Source organism: Bartonella sp. HY038 (assembly GCF_014117425.1).
GTDB lineage: Bacteria > Pseudomonadota > Alphaproteobacteria > Rhizobiales > Rhizobiaceae > HY038.
Genome location: NZ_CP059726.1, coordinates 118,341 through 140,410, shown reverse-complemented (window position 1 = coordinate 140,410; position 22,070 = coordinate 118,341). Strand labels below are relative to the sequence as shown.

Genomic DNA, 22,070 nt, shown 5'->3' with positions numbered 1-22,070 from the left:
ATGTAACATTAGATTCAGAATAGATGCTGATGTAAAGGTACAAGGTTAAAAAATGCAGGGGATGATTTAATGGGTTCGCTTTCTAATGACGCGAATATAACTGCTTTACGCAACTTAGCGGAAAAGGGCGATGCAGAAGCACAATATCAGCTTGGTTATATTTTCTATAGCGGTGAGGGTGTTGCGGTTAATATTGAAGAGGCAGTCAAGTGGTTGCATCTTGCCGCTGATAATGGCTACGTACTTGCACAATATAATTTGGCCTCATTATACCAATATGGGGATCTTGTGCCGCAAAATTATGTTGAAGCCGCACGCTTATATCAGCTTGCTAGCGATCAAGATTATGCCTATGCCCAATTTGACTTGGCTTTGCTTTATGAAATGGGCTTAGGGGTTGATGAGGATAAGGCAGAAGCGGCTAGGCTTTATAAATTGGTGGCTGCAAAAAATTTTCCCAATGCACAGCTCTATCTTGCGCGTTTATATTTAAAAGGTGAAGGTGTTGCCTATAATGAAAAAGAGGCGGTAAAATTGGTGCGCCTTGCTGCAGAGCAGGGCTTTGCCGAGGCAGAATTTGTGCTTGGTAGCCTTTATGAAGAGGGAATTGGCTTAAAGCAAGACAGTGCGCAAGCAGCATTTTGGTTTTTACGTGCCGCTGAACAAGGGGAAGCTGCTGCCCAGTCTTATTTGGTTAAACTTTATGTTTCAGGCGTTGGTGTTGACTATAATTTACAAGAAGCACTGAAATGGTGTCGCCTTGCCGCAGATCAAGGCGATGTGGAAGCACAATTTAGTCTTGGTTGTTTTTATGATTTAGGCAATGGCGTTGATGAAGATAAATTGGAAGCGATTAAATGGTTTCGATTAGCTGGTGAACAAGGGCATGAAGAAGCCCAACATAATGTTGCTTATATGTATGATTATGCCGAAGGTGTTGCAGAAGATAAAGTGGAAGCTGCCAAATGGTACCGCCTTTCTGCGGAGCAAGGCAATGTTCGAGCTCAGGCAAATCTAGGTTATTTATATGGCGTTGGCGATGGTATTGCTAAAAACATTATTGAAGCAGAAAAATGGTACCGTTTAGCCGCAGAGCAAGGCGAACCCGCATCGCAATATAATCTAGGTGAATTATATCAAATTGGCGAAGCTGTAGGTAAAAATTTGGCGGAAGCTGAAAAATGGTATCGCTTATCGGCAGCACAAGGCTATAAGGACGCTGAAGAGGCGCTAAAAACTCTGTAGCATTATCAGCTATATATGCTTTACGGGTGCGGTATGGATTTAACAACGGCTAAAGCTAATTGAGGCTGAAGTAAAAAAGTCTATTTGCACCCAAATTGATTGTAATTAAAACATGGTTATTGATCGCTGACATGGAAATCTGGCTCTTCTAGCCATTCAAAAAATCCATTATCCCGAAGTTTGGTAAAAGCTTCATGATATTCATCGGTTTGTTGGATTTTTTGCATGTTTTCTTTTGCTAAAAATTTAGGATAATCGCAGTCCACCCGATCTTGTCCTATATTTTTAAAAGATCCAACCGCTTTAATAAGATTTTCATGGCATAACCCCTCAGACATTAAAACTATGACTGCTTCATAATATTTTTCTGGTAGTTCATCGCCAAATGTGTCTTTTAGTAATTTATAAGTACTTAATAATATTAAGTCATTCATTCTAAAACCTATGAATATTATTTTAGCCTCATTGTGCCTTTGCGAGTTCCTATTTTTATAATAGCCTTTTTAGCTCTTATGCGAAAGCCGATTCCCCGGCGTTATCGTTTCAATAATTGATTGGGCTAAAACTCATATTAGATGATTGTGAACTTGTGCCGAAGGACTGGTAAATGACCTTATCATCATTAATCACTTGGTGGCTAATTATATCAATAAGACGTATGAGCTTAAAAATTGCATGCCATTGAAAGACGCAAATCTTGATTAGAGTCTAAACTTTAGAACAATGTTACAGGACCATAAAAATTTGTAATGAAAATCTAAGTGCTAGCGCAACTTTTAGCATTAACTACTAAATTTTAGCTTTAGCTTACCAAAATAACCACTGTTTTAGAGCATGACGAGGCAAAAAAACCACATTGATTGTAGAAATTAACCTTTTAAAAAGAAATATGACATTTTTGTGTTGAATATTGGTCTGCGCTTATTCAAAAGAATGTATTAAGAATCTTTTTAAATAGGGGAAGTCTATGGCTGTCTTGAAAAACGTCAAACTTCATATCATAGCGCTGTTGGTTGTTGTGCTATGTGAAACCATTGGCACCATGAAATTTTCCATTGGCAAATTTGCTATTGTACTTTTTCCAATGCTTTTTGCCATGATCATTTCTGGCTTTATCAGTTTTCCAAAATGGAAAATTATTAGCTTTAAAGAAGGTGACAATGCGGGCAAAATGCTCACCGTGGTACTTATTCCATTAATTACCGCTATTGGTCTTGGTATTGGCCCCAATCTTCCCGAGCTTGCCAATGCAAAATTTGCCTTACTCATTCAAGAATTTGGTCATTTTTTTGGTACCATCATAATCGGTATGCCAATTGCGGTAGCGCTTGGCATGGGCCGTGAAGCCATAGGCGCCACCTATTCGCTTGATCGCGAGGGCAATATTGCTATTATTGCTGAAAAATATGGCCTTAATTCACCTGAAGGGCGCGGCGTTATGGCAATGTATATTTGCGGTACCGTTTTTGGCGCTGTGTGGATTGGCATTTTTGCAAGCGCAATTGCTAGCCTTGATATCTTTCACCCCTATGCTTTGGCAATGGGTGCGGGGGTTGGCTCTGGTAGTATGCTTGCTGCTGCATCAGGTTCAATCATTGAGTTTTATCCAGAAATGAAAGAGCAAATTCTTGCTTATGCAGGAGCTGCCAATTTGATGACCGGTATTTTAGGCATTTATTTTGCACTATTTATTTCACTTCCCCTTGCTGTAAAATTCTATCAACTTTTAAACCGCCTATTTGGTCGCAATAATAACAATGAAGGTGCGGTAAAATGAGTACATTTGAAGTTATTTGCCTTACTATTTTATGCGGGCTATTGATCGTTATTGGCCATTATATTGGCTATAGCGATGTTGATATAGTAGTTTCATTGACCGGTGTTGGAATTATTATTGGCGTTGGCATTTGCGGTTATATCATTGCAAAATTGCCATTGTTTAACATGTTACCGTCCATTTTATGGATCTCTGCGTTTGCTATCCTCGTATCAAGCCCAATTTTCCCTTATCACGAAATTATCACTTCCTATGTAAAACAAGTTCCTTTCTTGGCGATTTGTACGCCAGTGCTTGCTTATGCAGGGCTTTCCATCGGTAAGGATTTAGAAGCGTTCAAAAGAATTTCATGGCGCATTATTCCAGTTGCACTTGCAGTGATTGCAGGTACATTCATTTGTGCGACATTGCTTGCCCAATGGGCATTACATCTTGAAGGCGCAATTTAAACTTTAAAGCCAACAAGATATTTTTGGAGGTGTTATAATGAATAAAGAAGAACTGAAAAAGAAAGTCTGCGCAGCAATTGAAGCGCGCCGCGATGATATTCTTGCCCTTGGCCGCGCCATTTATCATGAGCCGGAGCTTGGCTATAAGGAAGTTAAAACTGCTGCCAAAGTAGAAGAAACCTTTAAGCGCATGCAATTGCCTTATGAAAAAGAATTGGCGCTCACCGGTGTAAAAGCTCGGTTAAAGGGCAAAAATTCTGATCATAGTGTTGCTGTCATTGGCGAATTAGATGCAATTATCTGTCATGAACACCCAAATGCAGATGAACTTACGGGCGCTGCCCATTGCTGCGGGCATAATGTGCAGATTGCTACAATGATTGCGGTTGGCATGGGTTTGCAAGATGCTGATGCCATGGAACATTTAAGTGGCGATGTGGTTTTATTTGCTGTTCCGGCCGAAGAATATGTCGAAATTGCCTATCGCAATAAATTGCGCCAACAAGGCAAGATTAAATATCTTGGTGGTAAGGCTGAGCTTATCCGCCTTGGTGCTTTTGATGATGTTGATATGGCCATTCAAATGCATGTTGTGCCCGATAATAAGCATGAGCGTTATTTACAATTATCAACCACTAGCAATGGCTTTATCGGTAAATTAATCACCTATAAAGGTCAACCTGCCCATGCTGCCGCCGCGCCTTATGAAGGTGTTAATGCTCTTAATGCCGCTATGATGGGCATTATGGGGGTTAATGCTATTCGTGATACATTCAAAGATCAAGACAATGTGCGCTTTCACCCAATTATCACTAAGGGCGGAGATTTGGTTAATGTTGTGCCAAGTGATGTGCGCATGGAAAGCTATGTGCGTGCTGCCAACATTGACGCGATGATTGATGCCAATAAAAAAATTGATCGTGCGTTAAAAGCTGGTGCAATGGCAATTGGTGCGGAAGTAGAAATTGAAGATCTTCCAGGTTATTTACCGCTTAATAATGATGGCAATATTAATGCGTTTTTTGAAAAAAATGCCGAGGAATTGGTAGGTAAAGACCGTGTTCGCCAAGGTAAGCACATGGCAGGCAGTACCGATACGGGTGATTTATCGCAAATTATACCACTTGCCCACCCCCATGCCGGCGGCATTGAAGGCACTTTGCATGGCAAGGATTATAAAATCTTTGATGAAGACACCGCTTATATTCGCTGTGCACAAGCTATGGCGATGACGGTGATTGACTTGCTTTATGGTGATGGCGAAGGCGCACAGAAAGTAAAATCTGATTTTAAACCACAGCTTACCAAAGAAACCTATCTAGAATTGCTCGAATCTTTTTCAAGCAATTAAGATGAATAAGCGGTAAAGGCATGCACCTTTACCGCTTTTTTAATTCAACTTTTTTTACCTTCGAATATTTTATTTTGCCAAAATTTTCATCTGCACTAAACTCGATCAAGTTAAAATCTTTTGTTAGTTTTTCGCGCTTACCCTTTACCAATCTCTTAGCCGTTCACTTAAAGTCATCATCAAGCACCGATGATTATCCGACATCAGCACAAATAAGATGAATTTTATAAACTTAAAGCTAAGTTGATTTGCTATATTTTCAATAAAAAGTGGATATCCTTTAATAATACACCAATTAATTTTCCAAATGGTAATTCTTTATTTTACTAATAATCTAAATTAATGGCATTACGGCCTTGCGTATTATTAACGTCAAATTCAATTAGAGCTGCTTTTTATCTAGCAAAATTAAAATAATATTTACAAAGTAATGGCGCTCTTTAATTTTTATTAATATCATCGCTTTTATCAAAAATTTATAGTCAATGTTAATAAAATCTATTACAGACTAAAACACACCGGTTCATTTTCTAATATTCCGGTGTAAATGCTTTATAAATTTAAGGTTATGCAATTAAGGCGCAATTACATGAACAAACAAGAGTTAAAATTTGAGTATGGGATAAGGTTAATTGCCGATGATACAATCATTAAGGCAGAGTCTATCGATACTATTTATTCGCCCTTTTTTAATGAAAATGTTTTTATTATTTTAAATCCTGAAAGCGACCCTAATCGTTTTTTAAATCAACTGGTTACGGTAACCATTTGGATTAATGGCAGTGAAATCACTGAATATCTTGTCATTAAGGCGATTGAAAAATTCAATAATGGGTGTGTTTTACGCTATACTCGTCATGATTGTGATTATGAAGAAAATCTCTGTTCATTTGCAAAAGATCTATATTTGTATAAGGATCCTAAACAAAAAATATGGAAAGGCTTTAATACGCTACAAAAGATGCAATATCTTGCCACAATGCTTGCGACCGTATCATGGAAACGGCTAATTTATCCTAAAGAAATAATTTTAGATGGTAATGAGATTGATGGACATTATGATTTTTATTGCGAATTAGGATTTTTGTTAAATTTTAATCAATGGGGATATTTTGGATGGAACCTTAATGCCCTTGATGATTGCCTACTAGATTTACCAAAGGATACAACGATAATTTGGAAAAACTATAATCGCTCTCGTATGTTAATTGATACCAATAGCAATTCGGCTACAGGGGCTGAAATATGTGTCTATTCATCAAGTGGAAAAAGTCACGCCGATTATATGTGCGAAATTTTGAGTGAATATATAAATTTTGAAAGAATAGATTAAATGTCAATAAAGCCTTATCATTTTTATACAATTACAGCCGACGCGCCTTTCATGTTGGCCGAAAATATTTTTATTAAAGGCAATATTGATGATGAATTTTGCTTTATATTACTTCATAATTACACAATGGAAGAAGTAATTGATATTAAAAAAGATGGTATTTTTGTTAAAAATATTAGCAAACCTTTTAGTAATAAAGTTTTTTTAAAAATAGTTGATGCCAGATTTGAAGGCAATATTGCATCATTAAAAGTTTCAGCTATTGATCTTGAATATTTATTGATTGATAGTTTCGGCAATGATTTGCTTAAATTATCAAAAAGCAATCCCGTATATCTTACTCAATCGGATAAATGGAAACGCTATTATTTGATGACAATTTACGCAAAATTTGGATTTGTTCAACCTAAAGAGAACGAAATCACCATACATGGTGATCGCATTTTCAGTGAGCTTGATTTTTGCTGCGAGGTGGGCTTCGGCATTTATCATCAATGGGGGTTCATAGGCGATAGTTGTGGGATGTTTAATGGATTTTTAGATGGTCTTGCCGATGAAATAACCTTTGTTTGGCAACATCATGATATTTCCCAAAAGAGGTTATCAACACCAACCAATAACGGTCATACTCTCTTGGAAAATTTGGACATGGCGATATTGGATAAGCACAAAATTATCTATTGTTAAAACTGCAACCAGCTTGAAACGTGCTATAGTTTTTTTGAAAAAAGCATTTTGGACTTTGATTTAGGAGCTGGCAAAGATAGCTAAAAACTATATTGCATAATTCCATCGAAATAAAAATAACTTTAATGCTCAAGGTCAGATCCCTTTATTACAATTGTTAAATAAGTCTGCCTTGTTAAAATAGCTTGTAAATGGCAAAATAATTTGCTCATTTAACAATAATAGGTGGATATCTTATTCTGCTACACCATTTGATTTGCAAAAGTGCTAAAAAGTATTTTAGAAACTTCTGAATTTCATTACACTAAAAATATTTCAATTCACTAAGGCCTTGATATCGCGGTTAGATATAGAGTTACCCATTAAGGTTAAATTGATATTCGCGGCCTGTAGATTAGTTGGTAAATATGAGCATATTGAATAGCCAATGGGATACTCGAAAAATCGGTAATGCCGTTATTATTGGGTCAGTTAATATTGATATTGCTGGTCGCTCTCATCAGCCGCCAAAGCCAAGTGATTCAAATCCGGGTAAAATTAGCTATAGCTCGGGCGGCGTTGGCCGCAATATTGCCCATAATCTCGCGCTTTTAGGTGTTGATATTTCTCTTATCTCGGCAGTTGGCAATGATGTTTATGGCGATAATATTGTAAAAACAACTGCGCAAATTGGCGTTGACATGACGCGCGTCATGCGTTTTGATGGTGAAAACACCTCAACCTATCTCTCAGTGCTTGATGAACACGGCGAAATGGTTATTGCTATTAATGACATGGATATTGTTCGCCGCATTGATGAAACCATGATTGCAAGCCATATGGATGCGATTAAAGCCGCGAATATTGTGGTGGTCGATTGCAATTTGGAACAAACAAGCCTTGATTGGCTGTTAAACCAGAAAGATTTGCCAACTATTTTTGTTGATACGGTCTCAGCGCATAAATGCACTAAAATTCAAAATCTTTTAGCCAATATTAACACGCTAAAACCCAATTTATTAGAAGCACAAACATTGAGCAATATTGCGTTTCATCAACCAGATGACGCATTAAAAATTGCCGATTGGTTTCATGAACAAGGTTTACAAAATCTTGTGCTCAGTGCAGGCCAATTGGGGGTATTTTACAGCGAAAAAAATGGTGCTAATGGCTGGTTGCCAATTATTAAAACGGATATTGTCAATGTTACTGGCGCAGGCGACGCAATGATGGCGGGGCTTGTTGCTTGTAAATTGCAAAACATGCCTTTGCCAAAAGCCGTTCATTTTGCTCAAGGCTGCGCGTCTATGGCATTGATGAGCCCATTTACCAATAATCCAGATCTCTCATTCAAAAATGTTTTAAACCTCTTGGAGTTATCCCATGTCTATGATGCCTAAGGCTGCTATTTCAGACGAATTTCTTGTCATCTCAGACGAAGTAAAGGCAGCGCTTGCTGCCAATGCGCCGATTGTTGCTTTAGAATCAACGATTATTTCTCACGGCATGCCTTTTCCGCAAAATGCGCAAACGGCATTAAAGGTGGAGGAAACCGTGCGTGCCAATGGCGCAGTACCTGCGACCATTGCAATTATTGCCGGCAAAATGAAAGTTGGTCTGTCGCGCGAAGAAATCGAGCTTTTAGGTCGTGAAGGCCATAAGGTTGCTAAAGTCAGCCGCCGTGATTTGCCGTTTATCGTTGCCGGTGGTCTAAATGGTGCAACAACCGTTGCTTCGACCATGATTATTGCGGCTATGGCGGGCATTAAAGTTTTTGCAACCGGCGGCATTGGCGGTGTACATCGCGGTGCAGGACTAAGCTTTGATATTTCAGCCGATTTGCAAGAACTGGCTAAAACCAATGTTGCGGTTATCTGTGCCGGTGCAAAATCCATTCTCGATTTAGGATTAACCACTGAATATCTTGAAACCTTTGGCGTGCCGCTAATTGGTTATAAAACCAAATCCTTGCCTGCATTTTTCACCCGTACGAGCCCCTTTGAAACCAGTGTTCAGTTAGACAGCGCAAAAGACATTGCCAAGGCACTTTTTGTCAAATGGCAAATTGGTCTTGAAGGTGGCGCGGTGATTGCCAATCCAATTCCGCAGCAATTTGCAATGCCAGAAGAACGCATTGCTGCGGCTATTGACCAAGCTGTAAAAGAAGCTGATGAACAAGGCGTGATTGGAAAAGATAGCACGCCATTCTTGCTTGCCCGCGTTAATGAACTAACTGGCGGTGATAGCCTAAAATCCAATATTGAACTGGTTTTCAATAATGCAATTTTAGCTTCTAATATTGCTAAAGAATACCAAATAATCAGCGCTTAGTCATTCATTTTAGTTTTTTTCCCCCCTTTGATGACAAGGTTTTCAAAGGGGGGAATAAAACAGGCTTTGAGCATGGTGGTGCACCCGTGCTAAAGAGAAGAGGGAAATAATATGGACATTATCCGCAGTCTTATCGGTATGTTTTTCTTGCTGTTTATCGGCTTTTTATTTTGTAATAATAAAGCAAAACTTAGCTACCGAACGGTTATTGCTGCATTTCTTCTGCAAGTGATACTTGGCGGCATCATGCTTTATGTACCGGCCGGCCAAAGAGCTGTTGAATTTGCCGCACGTGGCGTCAAAGCGGTCATGGATTATAGCGATGTTGGCGCGGTTTTTATGTTTGGTGGATTAGCTCAAGATGAGCCGATGAAAGCCACTTTTGGCGAATACGGTCATATTTTCGCGTTCCGGGTTTTGCCAGCGGTTATTTTTGTAACATCGTTGATTTCCATCCTGTATTATCTGCGGATTATGGGATTGCTGATCAAAATTTTGGGTGGATTATTCCAGAAAGCCCTTAAAATTTCAAAGATTGAATCTTTTATTGCGGTGACTACCATTTTTCTTGGTCAAAATGAAATTCCTGCCGCAGTTAAGCCTTTTGTTAAGCAATTAAACCGTAATGAATTATTTACCGCTATGGTAAGCGGTATGGCATCGATTGCTGGCGCCATGCTTATTGCATATGCTGGTCTCGATGTACCAATTCATTATTTGCTCGCAGCATCCTTAATGGCTATCCCTGGCGGTATTTTATTTGCACGGCTTTTAAGTCCGGCCACTGAAGAATCTGTTGTCACATTTGATAATCTTGAATTTTCAGATACGCCAGCAAAGACCATTATTGAAGCCTTGGCAAATGGTGCTTTAACTGGTTTAAAAATTGCAGCAGGAGTTGCAACGGTTGTGATGACCTTTGTTGCAATGATTGCCTTATTAAATGGTATAGTTGGCGCGATTGCCAGCCACCCTTGGCTTGGTTATGAAGGGGTAACAATCCAAGGCATGCTGAGCTATGTTTTTGCACCACTTGCCTATATTATGGGGGTTGACTGGGCCGATGCGGGCAATGTTGGCAGTCTAATTGGCCAAAAATTGGTGATTAATGAATTTATTGCCTATAAAGAATTACAAGCCATGCAGGTTTCGGCAGTGTTAACCGATACGCGCTCTATTGCCATAGTAACTTTTGCCCTTTGCGGCTTTGCTAATTTTGGTTCAATTGGTGTTATTATTGGTGCATTTTCTGCCGTTGCACCAGAACGTATCTCGCTCATTGCACAGTTAGGTTTAAGGGCACTTTTTGCGGCAACGCTGTCCAATTTGATGAGCGCAACCATTGCCGGTCTTTTCTTATCTATAACGATGTAAGCAAGTTTAAGCGCATTGATACATTTAAAGGCCAAGTTTCAGCTTGGCCTTTTTGTTTGCTGTATTTTAGCAAATACTAAGTAAAATATTACCAATCAAACAATTACCGTTTCGTCAATCAAGCCTTTTTCGTACAAATATTCTTTAAACACTTTGGGAAATTGTAAAAAAGCTTCTTCTTGGGTGAAATAAATATAATTCATAAGCCCTACCCAATGGTGGCTATTGGATAGGCCATGCTTGGTTGCAAGCCATGTGATAAAATCATAATTATCAAAAAACGACAAATCCTTACCAATGTTATATCCTGTAATAAAGCAACAAAGATGATCTAAAGTGGGGTAGGTGGGTAAATACATACCGGGGCGCTTATAGATATTATCAATAAGTTGCAAAAATTCATTCAAAGCTTGGCTGTTCTGCTTGTCAGTCATAATTTAATTGCTTGTATCTGCCGCTTTTACATTTTGATCATATGGCTGAATAGAAAAATCTATATTGGTACTTATAAAATACAAATCGCTATCTTTAAACTTTTCTATATTTTTAAGCTCTTCTATTGTATTGGGACTGTCCAAATTGATATAATGTAGCCCGTTCATTTTATAATATTTTATACCATCATATATGACATTATAACATATATTTTTAAATATATTAAATCTTCCCTCTTGTATTTTTTTGATGAAAATTTCTAATATAATCCAGTCATTTTTTTCGTTCCGCACCGTTGCGATAATTTTAACATTTTCTAACTTATCGCAAAAATTAATATCCCTAATAATGCCATCATAGCCATAATTTATTTTTTCTAAATAAGTGTCTAATTCCATTTTACCTCCTATTGGGCTAATAATGCGGTCTTGCTAGCTGTTATGCGTCGTTATATTCATTGTGTTTTTACTAAGCTTTTAAAAGCAGTGGCTAACGCTAATATTATTGCATGTAAAATTTTGCAAGTAAGGCGTGTTCTTCGTCACAAAGACCTGGAAATATTTCACTTTCAATTATAACTTTATGCTTTGTTTCAAGTATTTTAATCAGATAATCGCTAATGGCCGATAATTCGGCATCGGTTAATATATGACTTGTCACCACCACAGCTAAATGGATTTTACCATTAATTTCTGGGTTTTCACAATCAAAGCAGCCAGTATAAAATAATTTGACCGACCAAAAACCTTGATCCAAGTTCCAATAAGTGTCGTTTAGATAATAACTGCTATCATGCTCATCAATATTAGCGATATTGAGTTTCTTGGTCAAAAGTTCCAATATAGCCAATGTCTCCGTATGATTTTTAACATTTATAATAAATAGATTGCCGGTTAACATTTGGGTTTTCCATTTTTATGACAGTTGAACAAAACAACGATTTCGAACTTTTTTGACATAGTAAGATAAGTTTTTGAAAATTAAAAGGAACTTTTAAGCGTTTCACGGGTTGGATTAACTTAGGTAAAATTTTTTATAAAGGATCGACCGAATAAGGTTTGATCAAAAATTGAAATTTTTAGCTAAGACAGCAAAATGCTTTTAAAAGGAATTGTTATGACTGAGGAAATTACCAAGACACCATCTAGCGAAAAAAAGGCTAATGGTGAAAATAGCCTAAATGAACAGACAATGCCAAAAAATCCAGTAGATGCCTATCCGCAACCAAGCTATCCTACCGAAAAACAGGATCCGCCGGGATTAGCTTCTAAAATGAACCCGTTACCTGACCACGGTGAAGAATCTTATAAAGGTTCTGAACGTTTATTAGGCCGCAAAGCTTTAATTACCGGTGGTGATAGTGGAATTGGTCGTGCTGCCGCAATAGCATTTGCACGCGAGGGTGCAGATGTTGCAATTAATTACCTTCCTGCAGAAGAAAGCGACGCTAAAGAAGTTGTTGCATTAATTCAAAAAGCTGGACGTAAGGCCGTTGCCATTCCAGGCGATTTAACTGATCTTGCTTTTTGTAACGAGTTAGTTGAACACGCTGCCAAAGAACTCGGTGGTTTAGATATTCTTGTTAACAATGCAGGTCGCCAACAAGCCACTGCCTCTCTTGCTGATTTAACCGATGAAGCATTTGATGCAACTATGAAAACAAATATCTATGCTCCCTATCGTGTTACAAAAGCGGCATTAAAATATATTCCAGCAGGTGGTTCTATTATTATAACTGCATCTGTACAAGCTTTTGATCCATCTGGGAGCTTATTTGATTATGCACAAACTAAAGCTGCTAATGTTGCTTTTGCCAAATCATTGGCCAAACAGCTTGGCCCCAAAGGTATTCGCGTCAATGCTGTGGCACCGGGTCCTTTCTGGACACCGTTACAGCCTTCTGGCGGCACACCTATGGATTCAATCCCGCAATTTGGCGGTCAAACTCCGCTTGGAAGAGCTGGCCAACCAGCTGAAATAGCGCCACTTTATGTTTTACTAGCAAGTGCTGAAGCAAGTTATTGCTCCGGACAAGTGTTTGGTGCAAGTGGCGGAACTGGCATGGATAGTTAAGGCATTTTATTTATTAATCTTACAATGCCGTGCAATTGCGTAAATATGAAGTGATTGCATTAATAAGAGCGATTTGCTAAAAAACGCTCTTATTTTTTTAAATAAATAAAAATCATGCTATAAATTTCATTCCTTAAAAAATCCGCTAATATCATAGGCATCATAAACATCATCGTAATATTCTTCCCAATCGTCAGGTAATTTTACGCAAAATTTGTCATCATTCCAAAACCACTCTAATTGATAATTACTGTCAATAACCTGTTGCTTAATATCATCATATACAATAATGCGCGGTTGATTATCCATTGTATAGACATCATCAAGCTGGCATAAAATTTTATCAACATTGCTTAAATCACTATGAATACGCATAATATAACCAAAGTAATTTTTTATGTTATCTTTTAATATTTTTTTCTTATAAACTTGTTCGGCAAAATAAAATTCACCATGAAGGGTTATATCCAATTGCCCATCATCAAGGTTGGGAAATTTTTCTTCGCTAATAGCAATTGGCCTTAACTCATTTTGTTCATCTAAAAAGTCGAAATAGTCCTCGTCGCTATCCGTCAAAAGACTATATTTATAAGCGATAGGTGTAACCTTTTTTATCAATTCCTCACGAGAATTTTTACATATGAATGCTAAGGTTCTTGACATATTTCCCTCCAAAAATCAGCTTGTTGTGACTTGATTAAATATTAGCGCATTTTCCCCATAATTTATTTCCTATAACCCAATTTAAAGCTATGAATTTTTTAAATTAGGCGTAGAGTTAAGCTACAAGTTACACATCAAGATGACAATTGTAAAACGATGTTCATCACAGTGGTGCAATATTGCTCTGCCAATATGTGATTGAGGGTGCTTTTACCCCATTTCATAAAAGCAAGCCTTTTGTATTGTCGACCAGTTTTAGTCGATAAATTTTATAGTCAAAAAGAAAGGACATAAAATGATCACCACCACAATTTTCCCATCACGCTATATTCAAGGCCCTAATGCTTTATCGCTGCTTGGTGAAGAATTGGCGCGTTTGGGGAAAAAAGTTCTTCTGCTTGAAGACCCTTTTGTTGCTAAAGACTATAATGATGTAATTAATCAAGGACTAGGCGATAAGGTTCAATCGGTGATTGAAGTCTTTACGGGTGAATGTTGTGATGAAGAAATTGACCGTTTGGCAAAGACTGCAGGAATTGATGTGGTTGCAGGTATTGGCGGCGGCAAAACCCTAGACACCGCAAAAGCAGTTGCTCATGCGTTAAAAGTACCTGTCGTTATTGTGCCAACCTTGGCTTCAACCGATGCGCCTTGCAGTGCCTTATCGGTTATTTACACCCCAAAAGGCGAGTTTGCTCGTTATTTGTTTTTGCCAAAAAATCCTGATCTTGTTTTGGTAGATAGTGCCATTATTGCAAAAGCACCAGTACGCTTTTTGGCTGCCGGCATTGGTGACGCGCTTGCCACTTGGTTTGAAGCTGAATCTTGCCGCTTGTCAAAAGCCAATAATATGACTGGCCGCCCAGGCTCAACCACTGCCTATGGTTTAGCACGGCTTTGCTTTGATACTTTGCTTGAATATGGCCCACTTGCCTACCAGTCATGCGAAGCTGGCGTACCAACGCCCGCCCTTGAAAAAATCATTGAAGCCAATACTTTGCTTTCCGGTCTTGGTTTTGAAAGCGGCGGCTTGGCTGCCTGCCATGCGATCCATAATGGCTTGACGGTATTGCCAGAAACCCATCATTATTGGCATGGTGAAAAAGTAACGATTGGTGTGTTAGCATCCCTTATCCTAACTGATAAGGACGCAGAACTGATTGATCATATTTTTGATTTTTGCGAATTGGTCAATTTGCCAACCACCCTTGGCGATATTGGTCTTGGTGATGTTAGCGACGCCGATTTGATGAAAGCAGCCGAAGCTGCAACGGTGGCCGGTGAAACCATCCATAATGAGCTAGGCACAATTACCGCACAAATGGTATTTAATGCGCTTCGTGCAGCTGATGCCATTGGCCGGGAGCGCCGCGGCGAATAGCATATAGTTTTGCACCATTAAATGGTTAAATAAAGATAATAACAGCGCGTTGGTTTTAACATCAATGCGCTTTTATTATTTTATGCTAGTTTGTGGATATTGCTCTTAGCTAGTAGGTATTGCAAGTCCGGTTTTAATCCGCTCCATAGCTACAAAAGTCCGAAAGCTTTTAACATTATTATTTTCAAAAAATAATTCGCGGGTTAATCGCTCATGGTTTTAACCGTAATAATTAAGATAAAATCAGCATCCCCTGTCACATAATAGCATTGTTGCACTTCTGGTGCGGCATGAAACGAAGTCTTTGCACTTTCATAAAGGTCAAGCCTTTCGCTTTCCATAGATACTTGCGTAATGATTGTTATGCATTGATCAAATTTTGTTGGGTCCAATAGAGCAATATTGCATTGGATAATGCCAAAATCCTCAATTTTTTTGATACGTCTTTGTATGGCTGGTGCAGATAAATGTACGGCCTTTGCAATTTCCCATTGTGGCATTTTATTATTGGCTTGCAAAATATCCAATGTTTTACGGTCAAACTCATCTAGCTCGATTAAGGGGCTTTGCATAAATAATTCGCTATTCTAAGGAATGATAAGTAATTCTTGCAAGTAACTTGAATTATTAAAAGAGATTAATCGATATTTTTAATTTGGGTCTTGCTTAGTTAAGGGAGGGTAACCTTAAATATTATCGAAGGATTTTTGCTTTATCGGAAGATCGGTTATTAAATTTCCATTCACATTTTTTAAGATAGAATATGATAAAAGGTCTTTACATTTTTAAATCTTATCAAATACTATACCACATTATTCTTGTGACATTATGTGGGTGGCTTATGATAAATTTTATGAAAATCTATTGTTTAAGCTTTTTTATTAGCATCATGGTTTTGCCGATTGCTAGCTTAATATATTTGATTGACATAAATGATTATTATTCAAAAAACCTATTTATAGAGGCGGTTTATCCGTTTTTTTTAATAGTTGATGTTTACTTGCCAATTATAAATTTAATACTATTAATTTGCGTTGCTTTGCCACTTTATAAATTTTTTAAAAAAGTAAAATACCAACAAACATTGGTTATTTTTATTTATACGCAAGTTATAACTGCACTATCGTTTCTGTTAACTTTTATATGGGGTGATTACTTGCATGATAGCGAGGCTGGACTATTGGGTTTTTCATTTATTACTTCGTCGATTATGCTAGGTTTATTATTTGGAGCGATTTTTAAATGGCTTTATATCGATTTTTATGGCGAAGGACATGCAGCCTATTAGAGCGTTTTTTGAAAAGTGTGATGCGGTTTTCGGACAAAAAACGCGGTGTAAACAACGGATTAGAGCGCTGATCTGATCCAATCAGATCGAAATGCGCTCTAGGTTAGTGTTTTTGCTTTTTATAGCTTGACTATTTACACCCTATTTTATTATTTTCGATCATGTTTTTTTATCGTTTTTTGCCGCCAAAGAAGCGGTATAAGAATAGCAAGTACAATGGGAAAAACCATCAAATTGATGAAAACCCAGCCGGCGCTTTGCAATAATGTACCAGATAAAAACGATGATAGTGCAACGCTGCCAAAAACAATAAAATCATTTATGCCTTGCATTTTTGTCTTGTTTTCCGGCGTTGATAGAGCTGCTATCATTGATGTTGCGCCAATAAAACCAAAGTTCCAGCCAAGGCCAAGTAAAATCAAAGCACTTAAAAAACTTAGTAAGCTATAGCCAGTTAACGCCGCCAAAGCTGATAGCATGATAAGGCTAAGACCAATGGCAGAAATACGCTCCGCACCAAATTTATTAATTAAACGGCCAGTTATAAAACTTGGAAGAAACATGGCTAAAATATGCCATTGAATACCAAGAGCGGCATGGTTAATTGAATGGTTATGGTCATGCATGGCCATGGGGGTAGCCGTCATTAAAAAGCTCATCAAGGCATAAGAAATGGCACCTGCTATGACAGCCAATAAAAAGCCCCGAATGCGCAATATTTCAATAATTTTAGGCGCAGTTTTAGATGAGGTAACCTCGTCGCTGCGAGTGGTGCTTTCGCGTTTAGTTTTTGGGCGGTAAAAGAATAAAACGGGCAAGGCAAGCAAGGCCAGAAAGGTTTGACTAAAGAATGAACCTGCAAACTCAATGCCTTCATAACTATTTCTTGTCCAAATGACTAATTGCGGGCCAATAATTGCGGCAATAAGGCCGCCAACCATAATCCATGAAATGGCGCGGTTACGCATATTAATCGCTACATCATCAGTTGCTGCAAATCGATAGCTTTGCACATGGGCGCCATAAACGCCGGCCAATAAAGTGCCTATGCAAAAAGTAAAAAACGAACCATGAATAATACCAAAAGCAGCAACAACACCTGATAATACACCAAATAAAGCCCCTAAAAAATAGGCATGGCGCCGGCCCAATTGCCGCATAAGCAGTGCTGCCGGTACAACACTTAAAGCAACGCCGGCTTGATAGATGGAAACGGGTAGGGTGGCGATAGCAGGATTTTCGCTTAAATTACGCCCCACCAAACCACCAAGGGAAATGATAATTGGCGGACTTGATGCACCAAGAGCTTGCGCTATGGTGAGCAGCATTAAATTTTTGCGGTTCCGCTTATCTGTTTCCATATGGTCCTCCCAAAACCTCTAGTCGTTATGTAATAATTTAAATTTTCTAAACTTTACCTACTTTTCTTAACCCTAAACGGTAAAACCAATAGTTTGCCATCAACTTTGAACTTACCATTTTTATTTTTGTAAATATTGAAAATATGCTTGCTTTGATTTACCAGCCAGCAAGACTGTTCGATCTAGGGTTAAAACCCAGTTTTTCTTTCACCGGCTTAATTGCCGCACGGCTTCATATTTTGCACATAAATATCTTCAAATCGGGTCGAGGTGAAAGACGAAAGTGCCAAAATATTACCATCGTAATTATAAATATGGTTTTCAAGCCAAGCAGGTTCCCCTTCTCCCATACAAACAGCCTTTGCCATAAGACTATTGCCAATAATGGCACCATTTTCAAAGGCACAACCAGCTTCATAACGCGAAAGCTCATAAACAATATGGCGGTTATTGGTGGTAATTGTTTTAAGTGATGCTGGGCCGTCCATGCAGGCGTCACTATTCTCGCCAAATTGTTTACCCTTTAAGCGCGTGACAAAGGCGGTCAAATCCTTATTTTCGCTATATTGGCTAGGTTGATAGCCCCAAACACTCATAGCATGAATAAAAGCTGATTTTTCATCATTAAATTTCTTTGGTTGTTTGCATTGCGCATCATTGCAAACAGAATAGGGCGCCATCGAATTTGCAGGTTCTTGCGCCGGGCTATCAAAGTTTAACATTTGCAGAGTTGAATCAAAAACACCAAGCAAGGCCGCGGTTCCAAGCAAGCCGGCGCATGCACCGGTATTTTCCTTTACCATGCTGTTGCAAGCAGTAGATTGGATTTTGAAATAATTTTCATGGGCAGGAATAAAACGCTCATCTTTGGTAACATTGCGTACAGCACCATTATCAATGGTTAATATTTGCATTGGTGGCATAGCCCCTGAATAGGCTGAAAACATAAAAAATCTGCTGTCATAGGTGATAAATTCCATTAAACCATCACCATCAATATCTTTTGGCAGCATAATGTCCCCATCAAACGAACCAACACTAATTAGCTTTGCACCATTACTATAATCTACGACATAAACTTCACTGCAACAATGGGCGCCACCACTAAAGATTGATAGAACAATATTATAATCAGCACCTTCGCTAAAGCGCGCTAAACTAATATTGCCGATGCGGCCATAATCCTCAAAGGTAAGGGCTTTTGCATTGGGCTTACTAATATCAAAACGCACTTTAAAATCATCATCACTTGATGAGGGGGTAACTTTAATTGTGATATCATTAAAGCGATAAATTTTTGCTCCATCCTGTGCTTGCCATTTGACACCATCATCCTCAAAGATCAATATACTATCTTGCGCAAAAGCAGTGGACAAATAAAGGCATGCAAGCCAAAAAAGTCCGATAGTAATACAAATTTTTTTCATAAAACCCCTCAAAACATATCACGTCGATTAGAAATATATGCGCTATTTTTAACCATAGGTCGTGCAAAATATTTCATATTTTTCTCACGTACTTTAAATATAGTAATCAAAAAATATAGTAATCAAATTTGCCGTAAAACAATTAATTTGTAAAGATTAGAATGTTAAGCGTGTGGGAAGCCAAAAAGATGAATATGTTTTACATAATTGGATAAAATAGCTCGGCAATCCAGTTGTGAGGGACGATAATTCATAGAATAGTAAAGGCAGTATTTAAGAGTTTGAAATGACATTTTATTATATACCTGCTTTAAAATATTCAATTATAGTATTTATATTGCTTTTTTGTTTCATTCATACCATTAAATATGTTGGAAAATTGCCTTATTATCATTTTTTAAAAGCAAAATTGGGGGATGCTTTTGGTAATATTGCTGCGCAGGTTGAACTTGGTGGGTTTATTATCAAGGTATCGTGGTTAAACAAGATCTTAAAAAGGCGCTGAACCTTTTTCAACGGGGCGCCAACCACCAAAATTTAAAAGCCTATAATTGGCTTAGCCGTGCATATATCGATGGGATTGGTCTAAAGCAAAATAAGAACCTAGCTTTTGCGTGGTTTTTAAAATTGGCCAATCAAGGCCATATTCATCATCAAAATATTATTGGTTGTATTATTTTCATGGCTTTGGCGATTTCAGCGAGATGAAAAAAATGCTGCAAAATGGTTCAAAAAACTGCAAAACAAGATGATCCAATGGGGGAGGCGGTTCTTGGTTGGCTTTATCATACAGGCCAAGGGGTGGAAGCAAACACCGTACTTGCTGCCCGCTATTATCGAAGGGCGTTAAACCAACAATCGACATTGGTAGAATTTAATTTTGGCTTGGTCATTCAATATGGTTTAGCACAGTTAGACGCATCTATTTCTCCTTTTCATCGGGTATCGGCAGGTGATTTACCTTTAGTTGAAGGGGCAGGACTTTATCGCAAAGCGGCGGCAAACGGTCATGCTAAGGCGTTGTATCAATTAGGAATACTTCATGAAAATGGTCCATTCTTTACGCTTAACATGAAAAAAGCGATTAAATATTATAAAAAGCTGCTGCCCAAAATATAATTGAAGCAAAACAACGCCTTCAATTCATACAGGGCAATAACTTAGTCAATCTTCGCTTTTTTAAGCACTATGCACAAACATGGAAGCAAGCCGAACTAGGAGGAACAATGCCCGATGATCAAACAAAATTTATTATATAGTGATCTAACTATTGCGTAAGCTCAAAGCTTTTATCAATATAATTGCTTACATCTTCAGCCGACAAAGTACCATCAAGTAAAATGCCAATCCAATGATCTTTATTCATATGATAAGCTGGGATAAAGCCTGGCGCATGGCTCAAGTGCTCTATCAATGCAGGATCACATTTGACATCGAGAACATCTATATCTCCTGCGCCTTCAAGACCGATTTTTTCGCGCGGTACATTTAATATAATGCCATACCATTTGCTGTTATCCTTATGCCGTAAAACCGCATATTCTGGGTATTTTTGCCAGGGATATTCCTCAATCGTTTGATATTTTTTTTGCACATATGCAAAAACCTGAGCTCTATCCATTTTATTTGCCTTTTCATCAAAGCTTAAGTCAATAATGCGTCATAAAAAAACGCTGATTGACAGTTAATAAAATTAACAATGAAAATACTCTATCATTATAAATGTATTTTGAAAGATAATAAGCTGTTATTTTTTTTGCTTTCTATTCACATTTAAATGACTGATTTTACCCTTAACCATAAATAGAAAAATTAATGTACTTGCGAACTTTCAACTGATTATAAGCTTTGAAATGTGCAAATCTTTGTTTTATGGCTTTTAAAAACGGTAATAGCTTCACAGCTTTTAAAAATCCTTTAAACTGATAGTTATTTTTTTAAAGGAAAACTGCATGAGCATGATCACCCGAATTTTTTGTGGCTTAATTGCCATGTTTTTTACCATTTTTAGCGTTTTTACCGCAAATGCTAGTGATAAGGGCAAACTTGATATTTCCGTTTATAATCCTGGCGATAAAGGTGTTTTTGCCGTATCGTCAGAAATACTTACTGGCCCAAGCGAAGTTATGCTGATTGATGCCCAGTTTTCGACCGCTGATGCAGCAAATCTGGTCGAGCAGATCAAAGCAACCGGCAAGCCATTAAAAACGGTGTTCATTAGCCATAGCGATCCAGATTATTATTTTGGTTTAGAAACCATCAAAGCGGCTTTTCCTGATGTAAAAATCCTTGCAACACCGCAAACTGTTGCATTGATTGAAGCTAGTAAAGATGGAAAATTGGCTTTTTGGAAAGATATTTTAGCGCAAAACGCACCCAAAACGACTATAGTGCCAGAAGCTTTGAACAGCGACACACTTAACTTGGATGGTCATGAGATTAAAGTGATTGGACTTGATGGTCCAGCACCAGAGCGTGCAGCACTGTGGATTGCCGATAATAAGGCGGTTGTTGGCGGTGTCATTGTTATGGCAAATGAGCATGTTTGGATGGCAGATACTCAAAGCCAAGAAGCAAGAGCTAATTGGATTAAAATTCTTGATGAGATTGAAGCATTAAAACCACAAATGGTAGTTCCGGGGCATTTTGTTGACAATAAGGATGGTAGCAAGCCATTTACCATTGCATCTGTACAATTTACCCGTGATTATTTGAAAGCGTTTGATGAGGAGGCGGCAAAAGCCAAAGATAGCAAGGAGCTTATTGCTGCTATGGAAAAGCGCTATCCTAATTTTGAAGGCAAAACATCATTAGAAATGAGTGCTGAGGTCATTAAAGGCGAACGTAAATGGCCGGCTGAATAGCAAATTTGACTATGGTCGGTTATAAACAGTCTAGTCTTGTATAAAAATAGAG

24 protein-coding genes and 1 pseudogene are annotated in these 22,070 nt (G+C 38.1%); 16 read left to right on the top strand and 9 right to left on the bottom strand.

Annotated elements, in window-relative coordinates; genetic code table 11:
- The first annotated feature begins 69 nt into the window (after positions 1-69).
- A complete protein-coding gene (locus H3299_RS15120) occupies positions 70-1,245 on the top strand; it encodes a tetratricopeptide repeat protein (protein WP_182419822.1) in 1,176 nt (391 codons plus the stop codon).
- 116 nt (positions 1,246-1,361) lie between these two features.
- On the opposite strand, the gene H3299_RS15115 is transcribed toward H3299_RS15120, so the two are convergent.
- Entirely contained in the window at positions 1,362-1,679 is a 318-nt protein-coding gene (locus tag H3299_RS15115; RefSeq protein ID WP_182419821.1) for a hypothetical protein, read from the bottom strand.
- A gap of 533 nt (positions 1,680-2,212) precedes the next feature.
- Between H3299_RS15115 and H3299_RS15110 the strand changes: the two genes are divergently transcribed.
- From H3299_RS15110 to H3299_RS15075, 8 genes are all read left to right on the top strand, one after another.
- On the top strand, positions 2,213-3,022 hold the full coding sequence (locus H3299_RS15110) for a DUF3100 domain-containing protein (RefSeq protein ID WP_182419820.1): 810 nt from the start codon (positions 2,213-2,215) through the stop codon (positions 3,020-3,022).
- The gene (locus tag H3299_RS15105; RefSeq protein WP_182419819.1) at positions 3,019-3,471 is read left to right on the top strand and encodes a hypothetical protein; all 453 of its coding nucleotides are present in this window, start codon (positions 3,019-3,021) and stop codon (positions 3,469-3,471) included. The genes H3299_RS15110 and H3299_RS15105 overlap by 4 nt, the downstream gene beginning before the upstream one ends.
- 37 nt (positions 3,472-3,508) lie before the next feature.
- The gene (locus tag H3299_RS15100; RefSeq protein WP_182419818.1) at positions 3,509-4,822 is read left to right on the top strand and encodes an amidohydrolase; all 1,314 of its coding nucleotides are present in this window, start codon (positions 3,509-3,511) and stop codon (positions 4,820-4,822) included.
- 589 nt (positions 4,823-5,411) lie between these two features.
- The gene (locus tag H3299_RS15095) at positions 5,412-6,155 is read left to right on the top strand and encodes a barstar family protein (RefSeq protein WP_182419817.1); all 744 of its coding nucleotides are present in this window, start codon (positions 5,412-5,414) and stop codon (positions 6,153-6,155) included.
- Positions 6,156-6,842 (top strand): hypothetical protein, encoded by a 687-nt coding sequence (locus tag H3299_RS15090; RefSeq protein ID WP_182419816.1) that lies wholly within the window; start codon positions 6,156-6,158, stop codon positions 6,840-6,842.
- A gap of 407 nt (positions 6,843-7,249) precedes the next feature.
- Positions 7,250-8,221 carry a PfkB family carbohydrate kinase gene (locus H3299_RS15085; protein WP_182419815.1) on the top strand — a complete coding sequence of 324 codons (972 nt, stop codon included), beginning with the start codon at positions 7,250-7,252 and terminating at the stop codon, positions 8,219-8,221.
- Positions 8,214-9,152: a pseudouridine-5'-phosphate glycosidase gene (locus H3299_RS15080; protein WP_182419972.1), complete on the top strand. Its 939-nt coding sequence runs from the start codon at positions 8,214-8,216 to the stop codon at positions 9,150-9,152. The genes H3299_RS15085 and H3299_RS15080 overlap by 8 nt, the downstream gene beginning before the upstream one ends.
- A gap of 111 nt (positions 9,153-9,263) precedes the next feature.
- On the top strand, positions 9,264-10,526 hold the full coding sequence (locus H3299_RS15075) for a NupC/NupG family nucleoside CNT transporter (protein WP_182419814.1): 1,263 nt from the start codon (positions 9,264-9,266) through the stop codon (positions 10,524-10,526).
- Between the two features lie 95 nt (positions 10,527-10,621).
- Here H3299_RS15075 and H3299_RS15070 read toward each other — a convergent pair whose 3' ends face one another.
- From H3299_RS15070 to H3299_RS15060, 3 genes are all read right to left on the bottom strand, one after another.
- Entirely contained in the window at positions 10,622-10,960 is a 339-nt protein-coding gene (locus H3299_RS15070; RefSeq protein ID WP_182419813.1) for a hypothetical protein, read from the bottom strand.
- 3 nt (positions 10,961-10,963) lie between these two features.
- Complete coding sequence (locus H3299_RS15065; RefSeq protein ID WP_182419812.1) at positions 10,964-11,359, bottom strand: hypothetical protein; 396 nt, start codon at positions 11,357-11,359, stop codon at positions 10,964-10,966.
- 103 nt (positions 11,360-11,462) lie between these two features.
- Positions 11,463-11,861, bottom strand: coding sequence for a hypothetical protein (locus tag H3299_RS15060; protein ID WP_182419811.1), 399 nt, complete (start codon positions 11,859-11,861; stop codon positions 11,463-11,465).
- Positions 11,862-12,152: 291 nt separating this feature from the next.
- On the opposite strand from H3299_RS15060, the gene H3299_RS15055 reads away from it, so the two are divergent.
- Positions 12,153-13,034 (top strand): SDR family oxidoreductase, encoded by an 882-nt coding sequence (locus tag H3299_RS15055; RefSeq protein WP_182419971.1) that lies wholly within the window; start codon positions 12,153-12,155, stop codon positions 13,032-13,034.
- Between the two features lie 126 nt (positions 13,035-13,160).
- Here H3299_RS15055 and H3299_RS15050 read toward each other — a convergent pair whose 3' ends face one another.
- Positions 13,161-13,697, bottom strand: coding sequence for a hypothetical protein (locus H3299_RS15050; RefSeq protein ID WP_182419810.1), 537 nt, complete (start codon positions 13,695-13,697; stop codon positions 13,161-13,163).
- Positions 13,698-13,992: 295 nt separating this feature from the next.
- Between H3299_RS15050 and H3299_RS15045 the strand changes: the two genes are divergently transcribed.
- Entirely contained in the window at positions 13,993-15,078 is a 1,086-nt protein-coding gene (locus tag H3299_RS15045) for a glycerol dehydrogenase (RefSeq protein WP_182419809.1), read from the top strand.
- 203 nt (positions 15,079-15,281) lie between these two features.
- Here the strand turns inward: H3299_RS15045 and H3299_RS15040 are convergent, their stop codons facing one another.
- On the bottom strand, positions 15,282-15,650 hold the full coding sequence (locus tag H3299_RS15040; RefSeq protein ID WP_371739857.1) for an Lrp/AsnC family transcriptional regulator: 369 nt from the start codon (positions 15,648-15,650) through the stop codon (positions 15,282-15,284).
- Positions 15,651-15,919: 269 nt separating this feature from the next.
- On the opposite strand from H3299_RS15040, the gene H3299_RS15035 reads away from it, so the two are divergent.
- Positions 15,920-16,366: a hypothetical protein gene (locus H3299_RS15035; protein ID WP_182419808.1), complete on the top strand. Its 447-nt coding sequence runs from the start codon at positions 15,920-15,922 to the stop codon at positions 16,364-16,366.
- Positions 16,367-16,515: 149 nt separating this feature from the next.
- Here the strand turns inward: H3299_RS15035 and H3299_RS15030 are convergent, their stop codons facing one another.
- Positions 16,516-17,727 carry an MFS transporter gene (locus H3299_RS15030; protein WP_182419807.1) on the bottom strand — a complete coding sequence of 404 codons (1,212 nt, stop codon included), beginning with the start codon at positions 17,725-17,727 and terminating at the stop codon, positions 16,516-16,518.
- Positions 17,728-17,942: 215 nt separating this feature from the next.
- Positions 17,943-19,154 carry a hypothetical protein gene (locus H3299_RS15025; protein WP_182419806.1) on the bottom strand — a complete coding sequence of 404 codons (1,212 nt, stop codon included), beginning with the start codon at positions 19,152-19,154 and terminating at the stop codon, positions 17,943-17,945.
- Between the two features lie 468 nt (positions 19,155-19,622).
- On the opposite strand from H3299_RS15025, the pseudogene H3299_RS15855 reads away from it, so the two are divergent.
- The 3 genes and pseudogenes from H3299_RS15855 to H3299_RS15015 all read left to right on the top strand — a co-directional run.
- Positions 19,623-19,676 (top strand): annotated as a pseudogene (locus tag H3299_RS15855) (hypothetical protein); the annotation flags it as partial.
- Positions 19,656-19,862: a hypothetical protein gene (locus tag H3299_RS15850; protein WP_371739861.1), complete on the top strand. Its 207-nt coding sequence runs from the start codon at positions 19,656-19,658 to the stop codon at positions 19,860-19,862. The pseudogene H3299_RS15855 and the gene H3299_RS15850, both read left to right, overlap by 21 nt.
- A 15-nt stretch (positions 19,863-19,877) precedes the next feature.
- Positions 19,878-20,273: a tetratricopeptide repeat protein gene (locus H3299_RS15015; RefSeq protein WP_182419804.1), complete on the top strand. Its 396-nt coding sequence runs from the start codon at positions 19,878-19,880 to the stop codon at positions 20,271-20,273.
- Between the two features lie 148 nt (positions 20,274-20,421).
- Here the strand turns inward: H3299_RS15015 and H3299_RS15010 are convergent, their stop codons facing one another.
- Positions 20,422-20,775 carry an MmcQ/YjbR family DNA-binding protein gene (locus H3299_RS15010; RefSeq protein WP_182419803.1) on the bottom strand — a complete coding sequence of 118 codons (354 nt, stop codon included), beginning with the start codon at positions 20,773-20,775 and terminating at the stop codon, positions 20,422-20,424.
- Positions 20,776-21,106: 331 nt separating this feature from the next.
- Between H3299_RS15010 and H3299_RS15005 the strand changes: the two genes are divergently transcribed.
- Complete coding sequence (locus H3299_RS15005) at positions 21,107-22,018, top strand: MBL fold metallo-hydrolase (RefSeq protein ID WP_371739856.1); 912 nt, start codon at positions 21,107-21,109, stop codon at positions 22,016-22,018.
- The last annotated feature ends 52 nt before the right edge of the window (positions 22,019-22,070 follow it).